A 16,266-nucleotide genomic window follows, 5' to 3' on the forward strand; every position below is an offset into this window, starting at 1 on the left:
CCCGGACCACCTCCTGTCTCTCACCCGGGTGACCGCCGGGCCGAGAGGCCGGCGGTCACCTGGTACGTGTGGTTGCCGCTGCGGTTGCCGGCGGCACGACGATGAGCCGCCCAACGCCGGGCAACCGGCCGTCAACGGATTCCCACCGTCGAACCTGCGAAACCGGTGAGATCCGCGGGAATCCCGGCTCCTAACTGCCGTGAACCTCCATCTCCCACAGGGAGTAGCCCCAGACGGTGGCACGCTGCGTGCCGTACACCCGCACGTGGCGGGCGCCGACCGCCGCGAAGGTGATGTCGTCCACACCGCCGTCACTCGCGGTCGTGGAGTGGACCTGCGACCACGTCGTGCCGTTGGTCGAGGTCTCGATCCGGTAGGACCTCCCGTACGCCGCCTCCCACTGCAACCTCACCCGGCTGACCTGCCTGACCGACCCCAGGTCCACCGAGATCCACTGCGGGTCGGAGAACGCCGACGACCACCGCGTCCCCGGATTGCCGTCCACCGCGTTGCTCCCGCCGAACGACCCGTTCTCCGTGGAGGAGACGGTGACCGGACGCCCCGACGACAGCAGCACGCTCCCCGGGGGCACCGTGGGAGTCGGCGTGGGGGTGGGGGCGGTGCCGCAGTCGGCGGGGGCGACCCCGGCCGCGTAGCGGAGCCCGCCGTACAGGTGCGCCCGGAAGTTCGGCTCGGTGTAGGACTCGATGGTGTGACCGAGTCCGGTGTACCAGGCCCGGCCGCCCTGGTACGGCCTGCACCAGGCGATCGGGTGGTCCGCTCCCATCGACCCGCCCGAGTAGGTCGACTCGTCCAGCGTGGCCAGCACGTGGGCGGCGGAGCGGGGGTTGGTGCGGTAGTTGTACAGCTCGTCGGTGCGCACCCAGGTCGCCGGCAGGTGGGCCGTCGAGGGGTGCGTGCGGTCCTCCACCCGTACGGTCGCCTGCTGGATGGCCGGGTGGGAGGAGAAGTAGGCGCCGACGAGGCCGCCGTAGAAGGCCCAGTCGTACTCGGTGTCGGCGGCCGAGTGGACGCCCACGTATCCGCCGCCGCCCGCGACGTAGGACTCGAACGCCGTCTGCTGCGCGGCGTTCAGCACGTCGCCGGTGGTCAGCAGGAAGACCACCGCCCGGTATCCGGCCAGGTTGGCCGTGCTGAAGGCGGCGGCGTCCTCGGTGGCGTCGACGGTGAAGCCGTTCTCGGCCGCCAGCCCGCGCAGCGCGGTGATGCCCGCGGGGATGGCGTCGTGCCGGAACCCCGCGGTCTTGGAGAAGACGAGCACCTTGTAGGCCGGGTCCGCTGCCATGGCCGGCGCCCCCAATCTGATCGTGACGACGAGCAGTGCGGTGATGACCGCGATGACATTACGCACCGTAGACCTCCATCTCCCACAGGGAGTAGCCCCAGACAGTGGCACGCTGCGTGCCGTACACCCGCACGTGGCGGGCGCCGACCGCCGCGAAGGTGATGTCGTCCACACCGCCGTCACTCGCGGTCGTGGAGTGGACCTGCGACCACGTCGTGCCGTCGGTCGAGGTCTCGATCCGGTAGGACCTCCCGTACGCCGCCTCCCACTGCAACCTCACCCGGCTGACCTGCCTGACCGATCCCAGGTCCACCGAGATCCACTGCGGGTCGGAGAACGCCGACGACCACCGCGTCCCCGGATTGCCGTCCACCACGTTGCCCGCCGCGAATCCGGCGCCCTCCGTCGAGGAGGCGGTGACCGGACGTCCCGACGACAGCAGCGTCCCGGTGGGCGGCTGCGTCCCGGTGGTCAGGGTGAAGTCGTCCACGTCGAACAGCGCGCCCGCGCCCCCGGCGAAGACCAGGAAGAGCTTGGTCGTGCCGGCCGGGGCACCCGTCAGGGTGGCGGAGACGTCGACGAACGTCTCCCAGCCGCCCGTCGGCGCCACGGTGGCGGTGCCCAGCAGCGTCCCGGTCGCCGAGCCGGCCCTGACCTGGATGGTCCCGCCGGTCCCGGCCGAGGAGACCCGAGCGGTGATCTTGGAGACTCCGGCCAGAACATAGGGGTCGAAGGCGATCCAGTCCCCGTTCTCGATGTTGCCGACGGTCTTCGCGCCGTGCGCGGTCGGCTTGTCGAACAGGGCGACCCCCTGGGCGGTGGTGTAGTGCTCGGCCTGCCGGTTCTTCGGCTGGGTGACGTGCTGGGCGTGGGTGGTGAGGCCGCCGGAGTCGGTGTACTCGGCGTCCCAGACGCCGAACAGGTTGGCGGCCCCGTCGTGCTCGCCGTTGGCGGGAGTCTGGACGGTGCCCGAGCAGCCGTTGGCCGTGGCGAGCGGGTGGCCGTGGGTGTCGTGACCGAGGATGTAGGTCATCTTCACCTTCGCGCAGTCGATCATCGTGTCCTCCGGATCGGTGACGGTGACCCGGTACGGCACGGCGTCGCCGAAGCCGAACACCTGCCCGTTGAGCGGGAGGTCGATCCGCACCGTGGGCGCGGTGTTGCCGACGTTGATCTCGACGTTGGCCGTCGCGGTCAGGCCGGTGCCGTCCCTGACGGTCAGCGTGGCCGTACGGGTGCCGTCGGTCGTGTAGGTGTGGGTGGGGTTGGCGGCGGTGGAGGTGCCGCCGTCGCCGAACGCCCAGGAGTAGCTGAGCGCGTCGCCGTCCGGGTCGGAGCTGCCCGCCGAGGAGAACGCCACGGTCAGCGGCGCCTTCCCCGAGACGCGGTCCGCCGACGCCTTGGCGATGGGCGCCCGCCCGCCGGTCCCGATGTGCTCGATGCGGTACAGGGCCGAGTGCTCGTTGCCGTTGAACCAGCCGGTCCCGTAGTCGAGCACGTAGAGGGCGCCGTCCGGGCCGAAGGCCATGTCCATCACCAGCGTGCCCGACCAGGGGAAGGGCTGGATGGTGCCCCGGCTGCCGTCCGCGTTGACCTCGATGTCCTTGATCCACTGCCGCTGGAGCTCACCGGCGAGGAAGTGCCCGTCGAGCGACTGCGGGAACTTGATCGGTGAGTTCAGCGCGGCGGAGTAGCGGTAGACGACGCCGCCCATCGGCGACTCCGCGCCGCAGCCGAACTCCGGCAGCGAGCAGCCGTCGTAGGTGATCCAGGCGGCCTTGGCCGGGGGCAGTCTGGTCTGGCCGGTGTTGTTGCGCGAGGTGTTCTCAGGCCCGCCCGCGCAGTCGTACTTGGCGCCGACCGTCGCGGTCGCGTAGTTGTAGCGGGCGTAGGTCTCGGCGGGGGTGTTGTTGCCCGTGCAGTACGGCCACCCGTAGAAGCCCGGCCCGGTGATCCGGTCGAACTCGACCTGGCCGCCCGGCCCCCTGGCGCCGGCGGTGCCCGCGTCGGGGCCGTAGTCGCCGAGGTAGACCACGCCGGTGGCCTTGTCGACGCTCATCCGGAACGGGTTGCGGAAGCCCATCGCGTAGATCTCCGGCCGGGTGTTCGCCGTTCCCTGCGGGAACATGTTCCCGGCCGGGATCGAGTACGACCCGTCGGCGTTGACCTTGATGCGGAGCACCTTGCCGCGCAGGTCGTTGGTGTTGGCGGCACCCCGCTGCGCGTCGAGTGCGGGGTTGCGGCCCGCCCTGTCGTCGAGTGGCGCGTAGCCGTCGTTGAAACCGGGCTCGGTGTCGTCGCCGGTGGTGAGGTAGAGGTTGCCCGCGGCGTCGAAGTCGATGTCACCGCCGACGTGGCAGCAGAAACCCCGGCTCGTCTTCACCTCCAGGACGCTCTTCTCGCTCGCGACGTCGAGCGTGCCGTCGGTGTTCAGCCTGAAGCGCGACAGCCGGTTGACGCCGTCGAAGCGCGCGATGTCGGCCGCGGTGCCGTCGAGCGGGGCGTTACCCGGGGGGGTGGAGAGCGGCGGCGCGTAGTAGAGGTAGACGAACCGATTCGAGGAGAAACCGGGGTCGATGCCGACGCCCTGCATGCCCTCCTCGTCGTTGAAGTAGACGGGGATCTTGCCCGACACCTTGGTGGTCCCCGCGGCGTCGGTGATCCGGATCGTGCCGTCGCGGGCGGTGTGCAGGACCGAGCGGTCCGGCAGCACCGCCATGGACATGGGCTCCCCTACCTCGGCGACCCCCTTGGCCAGCGTGACCTGCTGGAACCTGGCGGGATCGACGGGCGGGGCGGCAGCGGTGGCCGGAAGGGGAAGCAGGAGGGCGGTCAGGGTCAGCAGAGCGGTCAGGGGCGGTAACCATCGGCGGAGCGAGGCCATGGCGAGACTCCAGGTCTCTGTGGAGGGGGTGGACCGGTGGTCAGGGTCTCGGGGTCTGTACTGCTGGGCGCTGACGGATATGAGGGAGCGCTCTCCCACCACGAGATTGCTCTCGCTTGCCAAAAGTTGTCAAGAGGCTGATTAACCTGGTTGAAACGGCTCTCACACTTCCAGGTAACCGTCTGCGTGTTTGAGAGAACGCTCCCTGAGGCCGGTTTTGCAACGTGCCAGTGGCCAGTGAGCTGGGACCTTTGGTGCAGCCCTTCGGCCGCCACTGTCTTGCGTATGCTCCGCGACCACGACGAAGGCGCCACGGCGCTGCCCGTGAACTGATCGGAGCGCTCGCCGGGCCGTATGGCCCATACCACCTCTTTCCGTTGTGGGGCGGCGAAGGGCTAGGGCTGGTCAGATGGGGCGCTGGTGGTGCCAGCGTTGCAGGAGGGAGGGGAGCTCGCCGAGCAGGAATTCGTAGAAGGCGTGCATCTGTGCCAGGCGCTGACGGGCGGGATCGCCTTCATCGGTGGCGGCGATCCCGGCGGCCGCGGCTTGGAGCATGGCCTGGATGACGGTGTTCTGGCTGGTGAACAGGGTGGCCCAGGCGTCGTCGCGGAGCCGGTAGTGCTCGCGGCGGCTACCGGGCGATGGCAGGCGTTCGATCAGCCCGACCGTCAGCAGGGATTTGATCGCGCCGGAGACCGAGCCTGCGCTGGCCTCCAGCCGGTCGGCGATCTCGCCGGCGGTGACGCTTTCCTGGTCGGTGAACAGGAAGACCGCCAGGGTGCGCGCGGCCATGCGCTGTAGCCCGCCCTCGATCAGCGTCAGGGCCAGCCGTTCCGCCGCCTGCCACTGCTCATACCGGTTGTTCACGTGCTCGCCTCCTTGAGGGAATCAGGATACCGAATACTCCAAGTCTTCAGAAATTTCCGAAAAGTCGGTATATTCCTCGTATCGGCCTCTCGTGAGAGGTTCGATGGTGTGCCGGGAAGCCTGGTCGGCGATGTGACCTCTCATCAGCGTCGACAGGAAGTTGATCCGGCGATGACCCTGCTCAGCCGTTTGTACGGTGTGCGTCCCGCCCTTCGTCACCGGGCGCGTGTCCGGCGGAACGTGGAGATCCCGGCCGCCGACGGTGTGCGGCTGCTGGCCACGCACTACTACCCGGCGGGCCAGCGGCGCCCACCCGCGCTTCGGCCGCAACCCCGGCACCGGCGAACCGCTCGCGACCGGGCGAGGCCTGCGCGCCTCGGAGCACGAGATCTTCCACGACCACAGCCGCCCGTCAGCCCTCTGGCTGCCCCTCACTCCAGGAGCATCGTGAAACTACTCGTTCTCGGTGGCACCCACCACGTGGGCCGCGCGATCGTCGAGGCTGCGCTGGAGCGCGGCGATGAGGTGAGCACGCTCAACCGCGGCCTCAGCCGCGACCCCGCGCCCGGGGTACGCGCACTCATCGCCGACCGCACCGACCCCGAGGCTGTCCGCCGGGCGCTGGGCGGCCAGGAATGGGACGCGGTCATCGACACCTGGGCCTGGGCGCCGAAGGTGGTGCGCGACAGCGCCCGCCTGCTGTCCGGCCGGGCCGGGCACTACGGGTACGTCTCCAGCCGAGGCGTGCACCGCTGGCCCTGGCCCGCGGGCGCCGACGAGCACGCGCCCCTGGTCGACGGCGACCCTGGCAGTACGGACGACGTCGACTACGCCGCCGCCAAGCGCGGCGGCGAACTCGCCGCTCTGGAATCCTTCCCCGGAGCGGCGCTGCTGGCCAGAGCAGGCATGATCCTCGGCCCCTATGAGGACGTCGGCCGCATCCCCTGGTGGCTGCGCCGCCTGGAAAAGGGCGGGCGCGTCCTGGCCCCCGCCCCGGCCCAGACGCCTCTGCAGTACCTCGACGTCCGGGATCTGGCCGCCTGGATACTGCGCTCGGCCGAACGCGGCCTGAGCGGCGCCTTCACCACTACCGGCCCGCCGGGCGCGATCACCCTCGGCGACCTGCTCACCACGGCGCTGGAAGTCACCGGCTTCGACACCGAACTGGTGTGGGCGCCGCCGGAGCTGCTCCTGCGGCACGGCCTGCCACTCGGCATGGAGCTCGGGCTGCGGCTGCCCGACGGCAGCGCCCCGAGTGGCATGCACGACGCCGACGTCAGCGCCGCCCTGGCCGAAGGGCTCACCACGCGCCCACTACGCGAGACCCTCGCCGACACCTGGGCCTGGCTCCTTACCGAAGGCGCCCCGGTGCCCCGCGCCGATGCGCCCTCCCCCGACACCTGGCTCGACACCGCAGCGGAACAGCGGCTGCTCGACCAGCTCTCACGCTAAGGAAGCACCACCTGTCATGCGCGCCATCATCATCGGAGCCGGCATCGCCGGCCTGGCCACCGCCCTGCGCCTGCACCAGATCGGCTGGGACACCCTCATCGTCGAACGCGCGCCCGCCCGCCGCGGCGGCGGCTACGCCGTCACCTTCGGCGGCATCGGCTACGACGCCGCCGAACGCATGGGCATCCTGCCCGACCTGCGAGCCAAGGCCTTCGACACCACCGAGCTCGTCTACCACAAGAGCGACGGCTCCCGCCGCTTCGCCCTCGACCGCGCCACCATCGCCGCCACCACCGGCCCCCGCTCGATCACCATCCTGCGCGGCGATCTCGAAGCCGCATTGTACGAGAAGGTCGAGGGCCACACCGAGATCCGCTTCGGCGCCACCCTCACCGCCATCGACCAGGACGACCACGCCGTCCGCGTCACCCTGAGCGACGGCACCATCGAGGAGGCCGACCTGCTGATCGGCGCCGACGGCCTGCACTCGGCCACTCGCGCCCTGCTGTTCGGCCCGGAGGAGGACTTCCTGCTCGACCTGGAGCACAAGGTCGCCGTCTTCATGCTGGAGCGGCGGCCCGCAGCCATCGCGCCCGGCGCGACCGGCACCCTGTCATCGCGCGGCCGTACCGCGGCGGTCATCAGCGTCGGCGACGGCCGCAACGTCGCCTTCTTCGGTTACCGCGCCGACCACGCCCACCCAGACGAGGACGTCGCCACCCAGTTGGAACGCGTCTACGGCGACCTCGGCTGGGTCATCCCCGAAGCTCTCGCCGGGCTGGCGCGGGCCGATTCGGTCTACTACGACACCATCAGCCAGGTCGTGGCACCGTGCTGGAGCAGCGGCCGGGTGGTGCTGCTGGGCGATGCCGCCTGGTGCGTCACCCTGTTCGCCGGATACGGCTCAGCGCTGGCCGTCGGCGGCGCCGACCGGCTCGGCACCGAACTGGCCGCCCACCCCGGCGACATCCCCGCCGCGCTGACCGCGTGGGAAGCGGCCATCCGGCCCGAAGCCGAACGCAAACAAAAGCTCGGCCGCCGCGTCAAAGGCGTCTACGCCCCCGCCAACCCCGCGCTGCTGTGGCTGAGCCTGCTACCGCTGCGACTGGCCTCCCTGCCGCCGGTCCGCCGGTACATGACCCGTCGCTTCATCAAGGGCTGAGGTCGTAGGGCACCTGGCCGCACGCCGGGCCAGGTGTTACATTCCAGGCAACTGGAAGATCGCGCCCCTGGTGGGGTGCGGGTGTCGGTGAGCCGGGAAGCCTGGTCGGCCCTCGATCTTGGGATCGTGGAGCTTGGAGGCTATTTCCGATGCGCCCGACCACGACCCTTCTCGGCTGCGGCCTCGCCGCAGGCGTACTCGTCCCAGCTCTGATCCTGATCGACGGCGCCACCCGGCCCGGCTACAGCCTCTGGCATCACGGCGCCAGCCAGCTCGGCACCGGCGAGCGCGGCTGGCTTCAAACGGTCAACTTCGTGATCGGCGGGCTCCTGCTGCTCGCCTTCGCCGCCGGGCTGCGCCGTGCTCTGCCTCCCGGCCATCGCGCTCTGTGGGGGCCGATCCTCCTGATGACCGCTGGCCTGGCGCTGGTCATCACCTTCGCTACCGCCGCCGGCGTCGCCTTCCGCCTGGACGTTCAGGACGTGCTCCGGCCCGCGATGGAGGGCCAATGTCCGGATGCGGACATGGTGACAACCGGATAACTTCGTAGTACGTCTTCCCCAATGCCACGTTTGTCGCAATGGGAGTCGCCTTGCGCGTCCGATCCGTTCTCTCCGTCACCGTCCTGTTTCTCTTCCTCCAGCCGGCCGGCGCCGCCGCCGGCGAGGTGCGGCAGAGCTCGGCTGTCATCACCGACGTGGTGGAGTACCAGTGCACCACCACCGGCGCGACCGAGAAACAGAACATCAAGGTCAAGATCGAGATGACGATGCCGGCCGCCGCCACGACGGGTGAGCAGCTGAGCATCGGCTGGCAGGGGACCTACGCCGACGGCACCGGGCTGAAGGCACCCGCGACGGGACTGACCGCCGGCGCCGGCCTGTACGCGTACGCGTCCATCAGCGGGCTCACCGGACTGACCTCCGCCACCGGGGTGGGCACGCTCGATACGGTCGGCGCGGACCAGGTCATCCCGCTGCCGACGGCACCGGTCAGCCTGAGTACGACCTCGTCCAACGCGGGTACGGCGACGGTGCGGCCGGCCGCCCTGAACTTCGGGACCGCCGCCGACGCACCGTCGATCAAGTGTGCGGTCCAGAACCAGACCGCCCTGACCACCTACCCCCTCACGGTCACCGCGGCCGACCAGACGGGGACGGAGACCGAGACCGAGACCGAGACCGGAACCGATACGGGGACCGAAACCGATACGGGTACGGAGCCGGAACCGGAGACCGAGCCGGAGACCGGCGGGAACGGCAAGGTGCGACAGACCCCGTCGGGGCCCGCCGCGACCGGGGGTGGCGGTGAGCGCGGGCCCGACGGGCGGATGTTCCTGCTCACCGGCTCCCTGCTCATCCTGACCGCCACCACCGGGCTCCTGCTGCGACGCCGCGCCTGGAGATGACCCGGAGCCCGGCACCGTTGACCGGATCCGGCTCCCCACTCCCTGGGGAAGCGGCTTCTCGTCTCCCCCGATCGAGGCGGGCGCCGTTTCGCACACCGGAACCATGACGGGAAAGCCATTCACCTGCCGGGTGAACCCGGCACTCCCCCGCCGAAGAAGCCGAAGATGATGATGGATGATCGTTCATCTAATAACTCCCGTGGATACCCCGGCCTTCAGGCCGGGGAGGAAACGGGAGCGGGAAGGCGCTCTAGCGCCTGAGCGTGCCTGGACCCGCACGACCCACCCCACCCAACACTTAACTGATCTTGCAGTAGAGTGTGAAACATGGCGCAGATCGTGAAGCGGGCATTCAAGTTCCGCTTCTACCCGACGGACGAGCAGGCAGCGGAGCTGTCTCGCACGTTCGGCTGCGCCCGCCTCGTCTACAACAAAGCCCTCGAACACCGCACCCGCGCCTACACCCAGGAAGGCCGCCGCGTCTCCTACGTGGAGTCCTCGGCCGCGCTCACCGCGTGGAAGAAGACCGAGGACCTCGCGTTCCTGTCCGAGGTGTCCTCGGTCCCGCTCCAGCAGGCGCTTCGCCACCTGCAGGCCGCGTTCTCCAACTTCTTCGCCAAACGCGCGAAGTACCCCACGTTCAAGTCCCGTAAGAAGTCCCGGGCGAGCGCCGAGTACACCCGTAGCGCCTTCCGATGGAAGGACGGCCGGATCACCCTCGCGAAGATGAACGGGCCACTGGACATCGTGTGGTCGCGTCCGCTGCCCGAGGGGGCCGAGCCGTCCACGGTGACCGTGTCGAGGGACGCGGCCGGGCGCTGGTTCGTGTCCCTGCTGGTCGAGGAGCGCATCACCCCGCTCCCCCCGGCCGCGAGTACGGTTGGGGTGGACGCGGGCCTCACCGCCCTGGTCACCCTCTCCACCGGGGAGAAGATCGTCAATCCCGGGCACGAGCGGGCCGACCGCAGGCGCCTGGCCAAGGCTCAGCGCAGCCTCGCCCGCACGGAGAAGGGGTCGAACAACCGGCGGAAGGCGAAACTCAAGGTCGCCCGTGTCCATGCCCGGATCGGTGATCGGCGCCGTGATCACCTGCACAAGGTCACCACTCGTCTCGTCCGTGAGAACCAAACGGTCGTGATCGAGGACCTCACCGTGCGCAACATGGTGAGGAACCACAGCCTGGCCCGCGCGATCTCGGATGCGAGCTGGCGTCGGATGCGGTCCATGCTGGAGTACAAGGCCGCCTGGTACGGGCGGGAACTCCTCGTCGTGGACCGCTGGTTCCCCTCCTCCAGGCTGTGCTCGGCGTGCGGGGCGATCCAGCGGTCCATGCCGTTGGGCGTCCGGGACTGGGTGTGTGCCTGCGGCGCCGCCCATGACCGGGACGTCAACGCCGCGAAGAACATCCTCGCCGCCGGGCTGGCGGAGAGGTAAAACGCCTGTGGAGCCGGTGTAAGACCTCAAAGGGGATTTCTCCTGGCGGGCGACTGGCGGTGAAGCAGGAACCCTCACGGGCGACCGTGGGAATCCCCCTCGTTTACGAGGGGGAGGATGTCAAGGAGACAAAGACCAAACGGCGACTGTCCACCACGGAGACCGCGAACCTGATCTTCCAGGCTCTGGGAAAGTGGCCCGTCTCCCTGCGGGAGCTTGACACGGGCTCGTTCGCGGCACTGTGGCGCGCGCGGTACGACGCCCTCACCGGTTCCCTCTCAGTACCGGCTTCGCGAACCTCCTGGCCGATGACAGAACGTCCTGGCTGCCGCATCGTCCGGCACTTCCTCCCTCAGGATTTCCCAGCGCCCGGGCATACCTGCCGGAAGGGCTCGTCCTTCCCGACGTACAGGCCCCATTCCTCCCGGGTGAGAGCACGAAAGACCCGGGCGCAAACGGCACCGAGAAGATCGGCAGGCAGCGACGGGTCCCAGACCCGCACCCTGCCGCCGAGGTCGCCTGACACGATGACGGGTGCACCGTTGACCTGACCCCAGGCCACCGCGCTCACCGGTTGGCCGGAGCCGGTCAGAGTGTTGCGGCGAGGATCGGTCAGCGAGCTGGCCAGGCTGTATCTCGCCTCGGGGGTCTGCTCCAGGGTGAAGGCGGCCGCGGCGAGGAGCCGGGACAGGTTAGGGTCGGCATCTGCCAGGTCCTGGCTTTGCGCGGCGACCTTTTGCGACAGGGTGACCAGCCGTTCGTGGTTGGCTTCACGGGCGGCGCCGAGGGCGAGGATCGCGGTGCCGATGGAGGCGAGCAGCACCAGGGCCATGGACGCGGCCACGATGCCGATGCCGCGGCGTCTGGCGCGTAGCGCTCGTTTCCTGGTCTTGACGCTGGCATCCAGGAAGCGCTCGGAGCGCTCCGACAGCGGAGCGGAGCCCGCTGGGTCGGCCTGCCAGCGGGCATGTGCTTCCTCGGCGGCGGCCAGGCGGGTCCCGCTGTACAGATAGGCCGGGTCCTGCTGATGGTCGGCCCAGTCGCGGGCCTGGTGGTCGAGTTGCTGGCGGGCCAGCAGGGTGGCACGGTCGGCGTCGATCCATTCGCGCAGGCGGGGCCAGGCCCGGATCAGTGCCTCGTGGCTGATCTCAACGGTGTCGGCGTCGACGGTGAGCAGCCGGGCGTTGACGAAACGCTCCAGCGCCTGCCGGGCCTGCTCCCGATCGGGAGCATCGGGAACAGAAGGCAGCAACTCGGTCAGGGGAACCCGGGTGCGGGTGTCGTCTGCGCCTTCACCCAGGCGTATCAGGCGGGGCAGAAACTGGCGAGCGGCGCGCTGGCCGGTCAGGTTCAGGCCGGTCAGGGTGGCATCGGCGGTGTTGGCCAGGGCCCGGTTGATGCCGCCGGTGGCCAGGTAGCCGGTCACGGTGAGCGTGGCGCCCTCGCGGCGCTGCCAGGTGGACAGCAGGACGTGCGACAGCAGCGGCAGCACACCGCTGGGCTCGGACGCCTCCAGGTCGGCGCCGAGGTCTTCCAACAGCAGGTCGACCAGGCCGGGCTGCAGGGTGAGCCCGGCCAGGCGGGCGGGTCCTTCGATGGCCTGGCGTAGCTGCGCGACGCTCATCGGAGTGACCACCACCGGATGTTCCAGGGCGGTGGCCAGTTCGCTGTAGCCGACGCACCGGCCGAAGAAGTCAGCGCGGATGCCGACGACGACCACCGCGACCGTACAGGCCGCATGCAGCGCGGCCAGGAAAGCCTGGCGCTCCGCCTCGTGCGGGCACAGGGTGAACAGCTCTTCGAACTGGTCCACGATGATGACCCGCTGCCCCGGCCCGGTGAGCACATCCCGCAGACGGCCAGGGTCGCTCATCAGCTGCTGCCGCAGGTCGGCCGGAGGGGAGCCGTCCAGGGGCGCGAACCGGTCGGCCAGGGTTGTGAGCGGGTCGCGGCCGGGGGTCATCACCAGCACGCCGACCCCGGCGGCACGCTCCAGGGCGGGCATCAGCCCAGCGCGCAGCAGCGAGGACTTGCCCGCCCCGGACGGGCCGACCACCATCAACGGTCGGGCGCCGGCCGGCTGCGCGGCGACCCGGTCGGCCAGGGTGCGGGTGAGCTCGGCGCGGCCGAAGAAGAACTCCGCGTCATCCGGGCCGAAGGAGGCCAGCCCGCGGTAGGGGCTGGCCTCCCCCACCTGCCCGGCCGCACCCCCGTGGTGGGCCGGGTTGACGGCCAGCGGTTGCCGGTCGCCGAAGCCGGTGGCCTGCCGGCGCGGCGCGGCAAAGCCCTGCTCGGTCAACGCGCGCGACAGCGACCGGTAGAGGCCGTCCACGCTCAGATACGGCCCGGCCGCCGGGTCGCCGCCGGCCAGCACCGTGATCAACGCTCCGGAGAAGGCGGTGTGCCGCTGGCCGTCCGGCGCCCACGCCGCCTCATCCCGCCCGGCCGCGGCCAGCACGTAGCCGCCCTGCTGGGGGGCGGCGAACACCTCATCCAGCCCAGAGCGCCCTGCGCTTCGGGCTCGCCCGGAAAAGCAGCAGTCCAGCACGATCAGCACGAGCGGAGCCCGGCAGGTCGACAGCACCTCGTGCACCGTCGAGTACGGCAGCGCCTGGTGGCCGGCGATCCCCTGGGTCAGGTCCACACTCGCGCGGGTGGCCAGATGTAGTTCCCCGCGCGGGCTGATCAGCCCGTGGCCCACGTAGTAGAAGACCAGCACATCCTCAGCCTGATCGGCGACCCGCACCAGCGCCGCGCCGAACTCCTGCGGGTCCCTTGGGTCCACCACCGTGGTGAGATGAGCCGCGTCCAGCCCGGCCCGCTCGATCAGGCAGCGGCCCACGTCGGCGACCGTCCGCGCGACCGCGGGCACCGCGCCCAGCCGTGACCCGGCCACATGAGCGCTCGATCCGACCAGCAGCACCCGGGCGCCGGGCCGGGCCAGCATCAGCTCCGGCGGCCCATCCGCTCCCATCAGGAACCCTGGGCGCCAGCGGCGTCGGCGTCGGTGAGGGCCTGGGTGAGCTGCTCGGTGAGTGCCTTGACCGCCGCCGCGTCCAGGTCCTTGACGCCCTTGGCGGTCACCTCCATGCCGGGCTGCCCCTCACCACGGCTGAGCTTGACGCTCACCTCACCACGACGCGATCGCAACCACGCGACCAGCACGGTCGCCGTTGAGGCGAACGCCCCTCCGGCGCCCAGCGCCATCTGCAGCCCCTCGACGACCGGACCCAGCGCACCCGGCTCGGGGTCACCTTCGATGATCCGCACCCACCCGCGCAACTCGGGCTCCTGCGACAGCCAGGCGTACAGATCCCGCACCGTGTCCGCAGAGTTCTCACCCTCGACACTCAGCCGAACGACCACGAGCACTCCCCTGTTTTATTAATGGCCCCCCGCGCCGACTCCGCGCTGTATGCGACTGGTTTCACCCGCGTACAGCAGATATCCGGAATCTACTCTGATGGCCCGGAGCAGTACACGCTTCCGCTCTATCCGGCACACCGGCCGGACAGCTGAGTTCTGACGCGTCCTTCCTGGCCACCTGCACCCACCTGCACCCACCGGTCATGTCGGGACGGGGAGAACGGCCTCGACCACGGTGCCGCCGTGCTCGCCGTCACGGATCGAGCAGGTGCCGCCCACCTCGGCGGCCCGTTCGCGCATCGTCGACAGGCCGGAGCCCGAGCCCCGAGCCGGCGTGCCGACGCCCACCCCGTCGTCGGTGACCCGCACCCGCAGGTCGCCCGCCCGCTCCAGCGCCACGGTGATGACCTCCGCACCGGAATGACGCCGGGCATTGGTCAGCGCCTCCTGCACGATCCGGTACGCCGCGACCTCCACCGCGGGTGGCAGCCCCTCCAGGCTCCCCCCGACGGTGACCGGCACCTCCACCGCCAGCCGCCGGATCGACTGCTCCAGCCCGACCTCGTCCAGCGTGCGGGGCCGGAGGCCCTGCACCAGCTCCCGCATCTCCCCGTTCACGGCGTCCATCCCCACCCGGAGATCGGACAGCAGCTGATAGGCCAGGTCGGGAGAGTACCTCAGGGATCGCCGCGCCGCCTCCAGCCCGATCGTTATCCCGGTCAACCGGCCCCCAGCCCGTCGTGCAGGTCCCGGTGCAGCCGCCGCCGCTCCTCCTCCCGCGCCCCGGCCGCCCGTTCCCATGAGCGCCGCAGGTCATGAGCCATCTGTACGGCATGCGCGACGTCGGCGACGATCGGCACCAGGACGGCCAGCATCCGCCGCTCGTACGCCCGGGGGAAGCGCCGCGCCCCGGGCGGGCCGAGGAGCAGCGTCCCGGCGGGTTCGCCGTGCCACACCAGGGGGACCTTGCGAGGGTCGTCCCCGAGCTCGCCGACGACGTGGCTCTCCTCGGTCTCGACCGCCGCCCCGGTCACCGCCAGGCCGTCGGCCACCGCCCGCACCGCCGCCTCCAGCGCCTGGGCGGGGCCGGCGTGCTGGATCTGCCGCCGCAGGGCTTCGGCGTGCACCTGCGGGTCGCCGCTCCTGCCGTACAGGAGCCGGTCGAGCAGGCGCTGCAGGCGCCGCTGGACGGGCAGGAACGACAGGCCCGCGAAGATCGCCGCGACCACGCCGAAGAGCTCGCCGTAGTCGGCCAGGAAGAGTCCGGTGAGCGCGCCGACGGCCAGGTACGCCGTGGCGACGAAGACCACCAGGGCGCCGCCGACCAGGGCCCGGCTGACAAGCGTGTCGATCGAGTAGAGCCGGTAGCGGAGTACGGCGACGGCCACCGCGATCGGCACGGCCGCCTCGCCGACGGTGTCCAGCCAGAGGTGGTCCCAGCCGAGGATCTCGTTGAAGGCGAGGTTGTCGAACGCCACGACGGGCGCCAGCCAGGCGATCTGCCGCCGCACGTCCGGGTCTGCGCGCCAGAACCGGATGAGCAGCACGAGCAGGCTCACCCAGAGCAGCGGCTCGCAGATCGCGGCGGACACCTGGTACAGGCTCGCGAGCGGCCCGGCGGACTCGTGCAGCCGCGGGATGGCGATCACCAGCAGGAGCAGCTGCCACGAGATCAGCGCCAGGTAGACCCAGCGCCATCGGGGCCGCAGCAGGCCGGCGTCCGGATGCGCGAGCGGCAGCATGAGCGCCGTGCAGGTGGTGACGGCGCTACGGCCAGTAGAGCGGCGGCGGGAGCGGCACCGCACCCTGCCCGTACACCTCGTACAGGGAGATGGCGAGCGTCACCCAGCCGTTGGCCGCCCCGACCAGCAGGAGCAGCCAGCCGACGATCAACCCGGGACGGCGCAGCACGATCAGCATGCCCAGCGGGGTGCTGAGCAGTGCCTGGACGCGGGCGGTGTCGCCGACGCCGGGCGGCCGGGGGTTGATCGCGAGCTCGATGACCACGTGCGCGGCCAGCGCCGCGAGGCCGAGCGTGCCCAGGGACAGGGCCACGACCCGCACCGCGTAGTCCGCTTTCCGCCCCATGGATCCCCCAGTAGGGGATTCTGGGGCCTGTGCCGACCTGTCAGCAAACTCTGACGACCAGGTCAGGCCCCGAGTGGCGATCTTCGGCCGGTGGCGGTGCGGCGCGAGATGCGGATGGGCCGGGTGATGGCGCTGCTCTCCGTCCCGGAGACGCCCGCGAGGGCGTCCCGGTGGTCGTGGTCCCCGGTGAGTGAGTTGCCGGAAAGCAGGGCTCCGCGAGAAGTCAGCGGTGAGTGAAGCACTTGCCGCCTGGCGGTGTGGACGTGACGGATAAACCTGGTGCGGCCGTGCCCTGCCGT

Annotated in this window: 12 protein-coding genes and 1 pseudogene; 5 read left to right on the forward strand and 8 right to left on the reverse strand. The window is 70.6% G+C overall.

Translation table 11 applies throughout. From position 1 onward, the window contains the following. Positions 1-190: 190 nt before the first annotated feature. The 3 genes from ACQP0P_RS38725 to ACQP0P_RS38735 form a co-directional block, all read right to left on the reverse strand. The gene (locus ACQP0P_RS38725) at positions 191-1,372 is read right to left on the reverse strand and encodes a ThuA domain-containing protein (protein WP_433365376.1); all 1,182 of its coding nucleotides are present in this window, start codon (positions 1,370-1,372) and stop codon (positions 191-193) included. Then, complete coding sequence (locus ACQP0P_RS38730) at positions 1,365-4,190, reverse strand: PQQ-dependent sugar dehydrogenase (protein WP_433365379.1); 2,826 nt, start codon at positions 4,188-4,190, stop codon at positions 1,365-1,367. Before ACQP0P_RS38730 ends, ACQP0P_RS38725 begins: the two co-directional genes overlap by 8 nt. 405 nt (positions 4,191-4,595) lie before the next feature. Then, positions 4,596-5,057, reverse strand: a complete 462-nt coding sequence (locus ACQP0P_RS38735; protein ID WP_433365382.1) for a GbsR/MarR family transcriptional regulator — start codon at positions 5,055-5,057, stop codon at positions 4,596-4,598. A 447-nt stretch (positions 5,058-5,504) separates the two neighbouring features. Here ACQP0P_RS38735 and ACQP0P_RS38740 point away from each other — a divergent pair, with 447 nt between their 5' ends. From ACQP0P_RS38740 to ACQP0P_RS38760, 5 genes and pseudogenes are all read left to right on the forward strand, one after another. Then, on the forward strand, positions 5,505-6,509 hold the full coding sequence (locus tag ACQP0P_RS38740; protein WP_433365385.1) for an NAD-dependent epimerase/dehydratase family protein: 1,005 nt from the start codon (positions 5,505-5,507) through the stop codon (positions 6,507-6,509). Positions 6,510-6,525: 16 nt separating this feature from the next. After that, the gene (locus ACQP0P_RS38745; RefSeq protein ID WP_433365388.1) at positions 6,526-7,671 is read left to right on the forward strand and encodes an FAD-dependent monooxygenase; all 1,146 of its coding nucleotides are present in this window, start codon (positions 6,526-6,528) and stop codon (positions 7,669-7,671) included. Between the two features lie 149 nt (positions 7,672-7,820). Further along, a complete protein-coding gene (locus tag ACQP0P_RS38750; protein WP_433365391.1) occupies positions 7,821-8,213 on the forward strand; it encodes a DUF998 domain-containing protein in 393 nt (130 codons plus the stop codon). A 50-nt stretch (positions 8,214-8,263) separates the two neighbouring features. Next, a complete protein-coding gene (locus ACQP0P_RS38755) occupies positions 8,264-9,079 on the forward strand; it encodes a hypothetical protein (RefSeq protein WP_433365394.1) in 816 nt (271 codons plus the stop codon). Between the two features lie 327 nt (positions 9,080-9,406). Then, positions 9,407-10,599, forward strand: a pseudogene (locus ACQP0P_RS38760) (RNA-guided endonuclease InsQ/TnpB family protein); the annotation flags it as partial. 266 nt (positions 10,600-10,865) lie between these two features. Here ACQP0P_RS38760 and ACQP0P_RS38765 read toward each other — a convergent pair. From ACQP0P_RS38765 to ACQP0P_RS38785, 5 genes are all read right to left on the reverse strand, one after another. Continuing rightward, positions 10,866-13,487 carry a caspase, EACC1-associated type gene (locus ACQP0P_RS38765; RefSeq protein ID WP_433365397.1) on the reverse strand — a complete coding sequence of 874 codons (2,622 nt, stop codon included), beginning with the start codon at positions 13,485-13,487 and terminating at the stop codon, positions 10,866-10,868. Continuing rightward, a complete protein-coding gene (locus ACQP0P_RS38770) occupies positions 13,487-13,879 on the reverse strand; it encodes an effector-associated constant component EACC1 (protein WP_433365400.1) in 393 nt (130 codons plus the stop codon). Before ACQP0P_RS38770 ends, ACQP0P_RS38765 begins: the two co-directional genes overlap by 1 nt. A 201-nt stretch (positions 13,880-14,080) precedes the next feature. Continuing rightward, a complete protein-coding gene (locus ACQP0P_RS38775; protein WP_433365403.1) occupies positions 14,081-14,602 on the reverse strand; it encodes a sensor histidine kinase in 522 nt (173 codons plus the stop codon). Next, positions 14,599-15,684, reverse strand: coding sequence for a hypothetical protein (locus ACQP0P_RS38780; protein WP_433365406.1), 1,086 nt, complete (start codon positions 15,682-15,684; stop codon positions 14,599-14,601). Before ACQP0P_RS38780 ends, ACQP0P_RS38775 begins: the two co-directional genes overlap by 4 nt. Then, complete coding sequence (locus ACQP0P_RS38785; RefSeq protein WP_433365409.1) at positions 15,647-15,967, reverse strand: hypothetical protein; 321 nt, start codon at positions 15,965-15,967, stop codon at positions 15,647-15,649. Before ACQP0P_RS38785 ends, ACQP0P_RS38780 begins: the two co-directional genes overlap by 38 nt. Between the last annotated feature and the right edge of the window lie 299 nt (positions 15,968-16,266).

This window comes from Streptosporangium sp. CA-115845, assembly GCF_050943795.1.
Taxonomy (GTDB): Bacteria; Actinomycetota; Actinomycetes; order Streptosporangiales; family Streptosporangiaceae; genus Streptosporangium.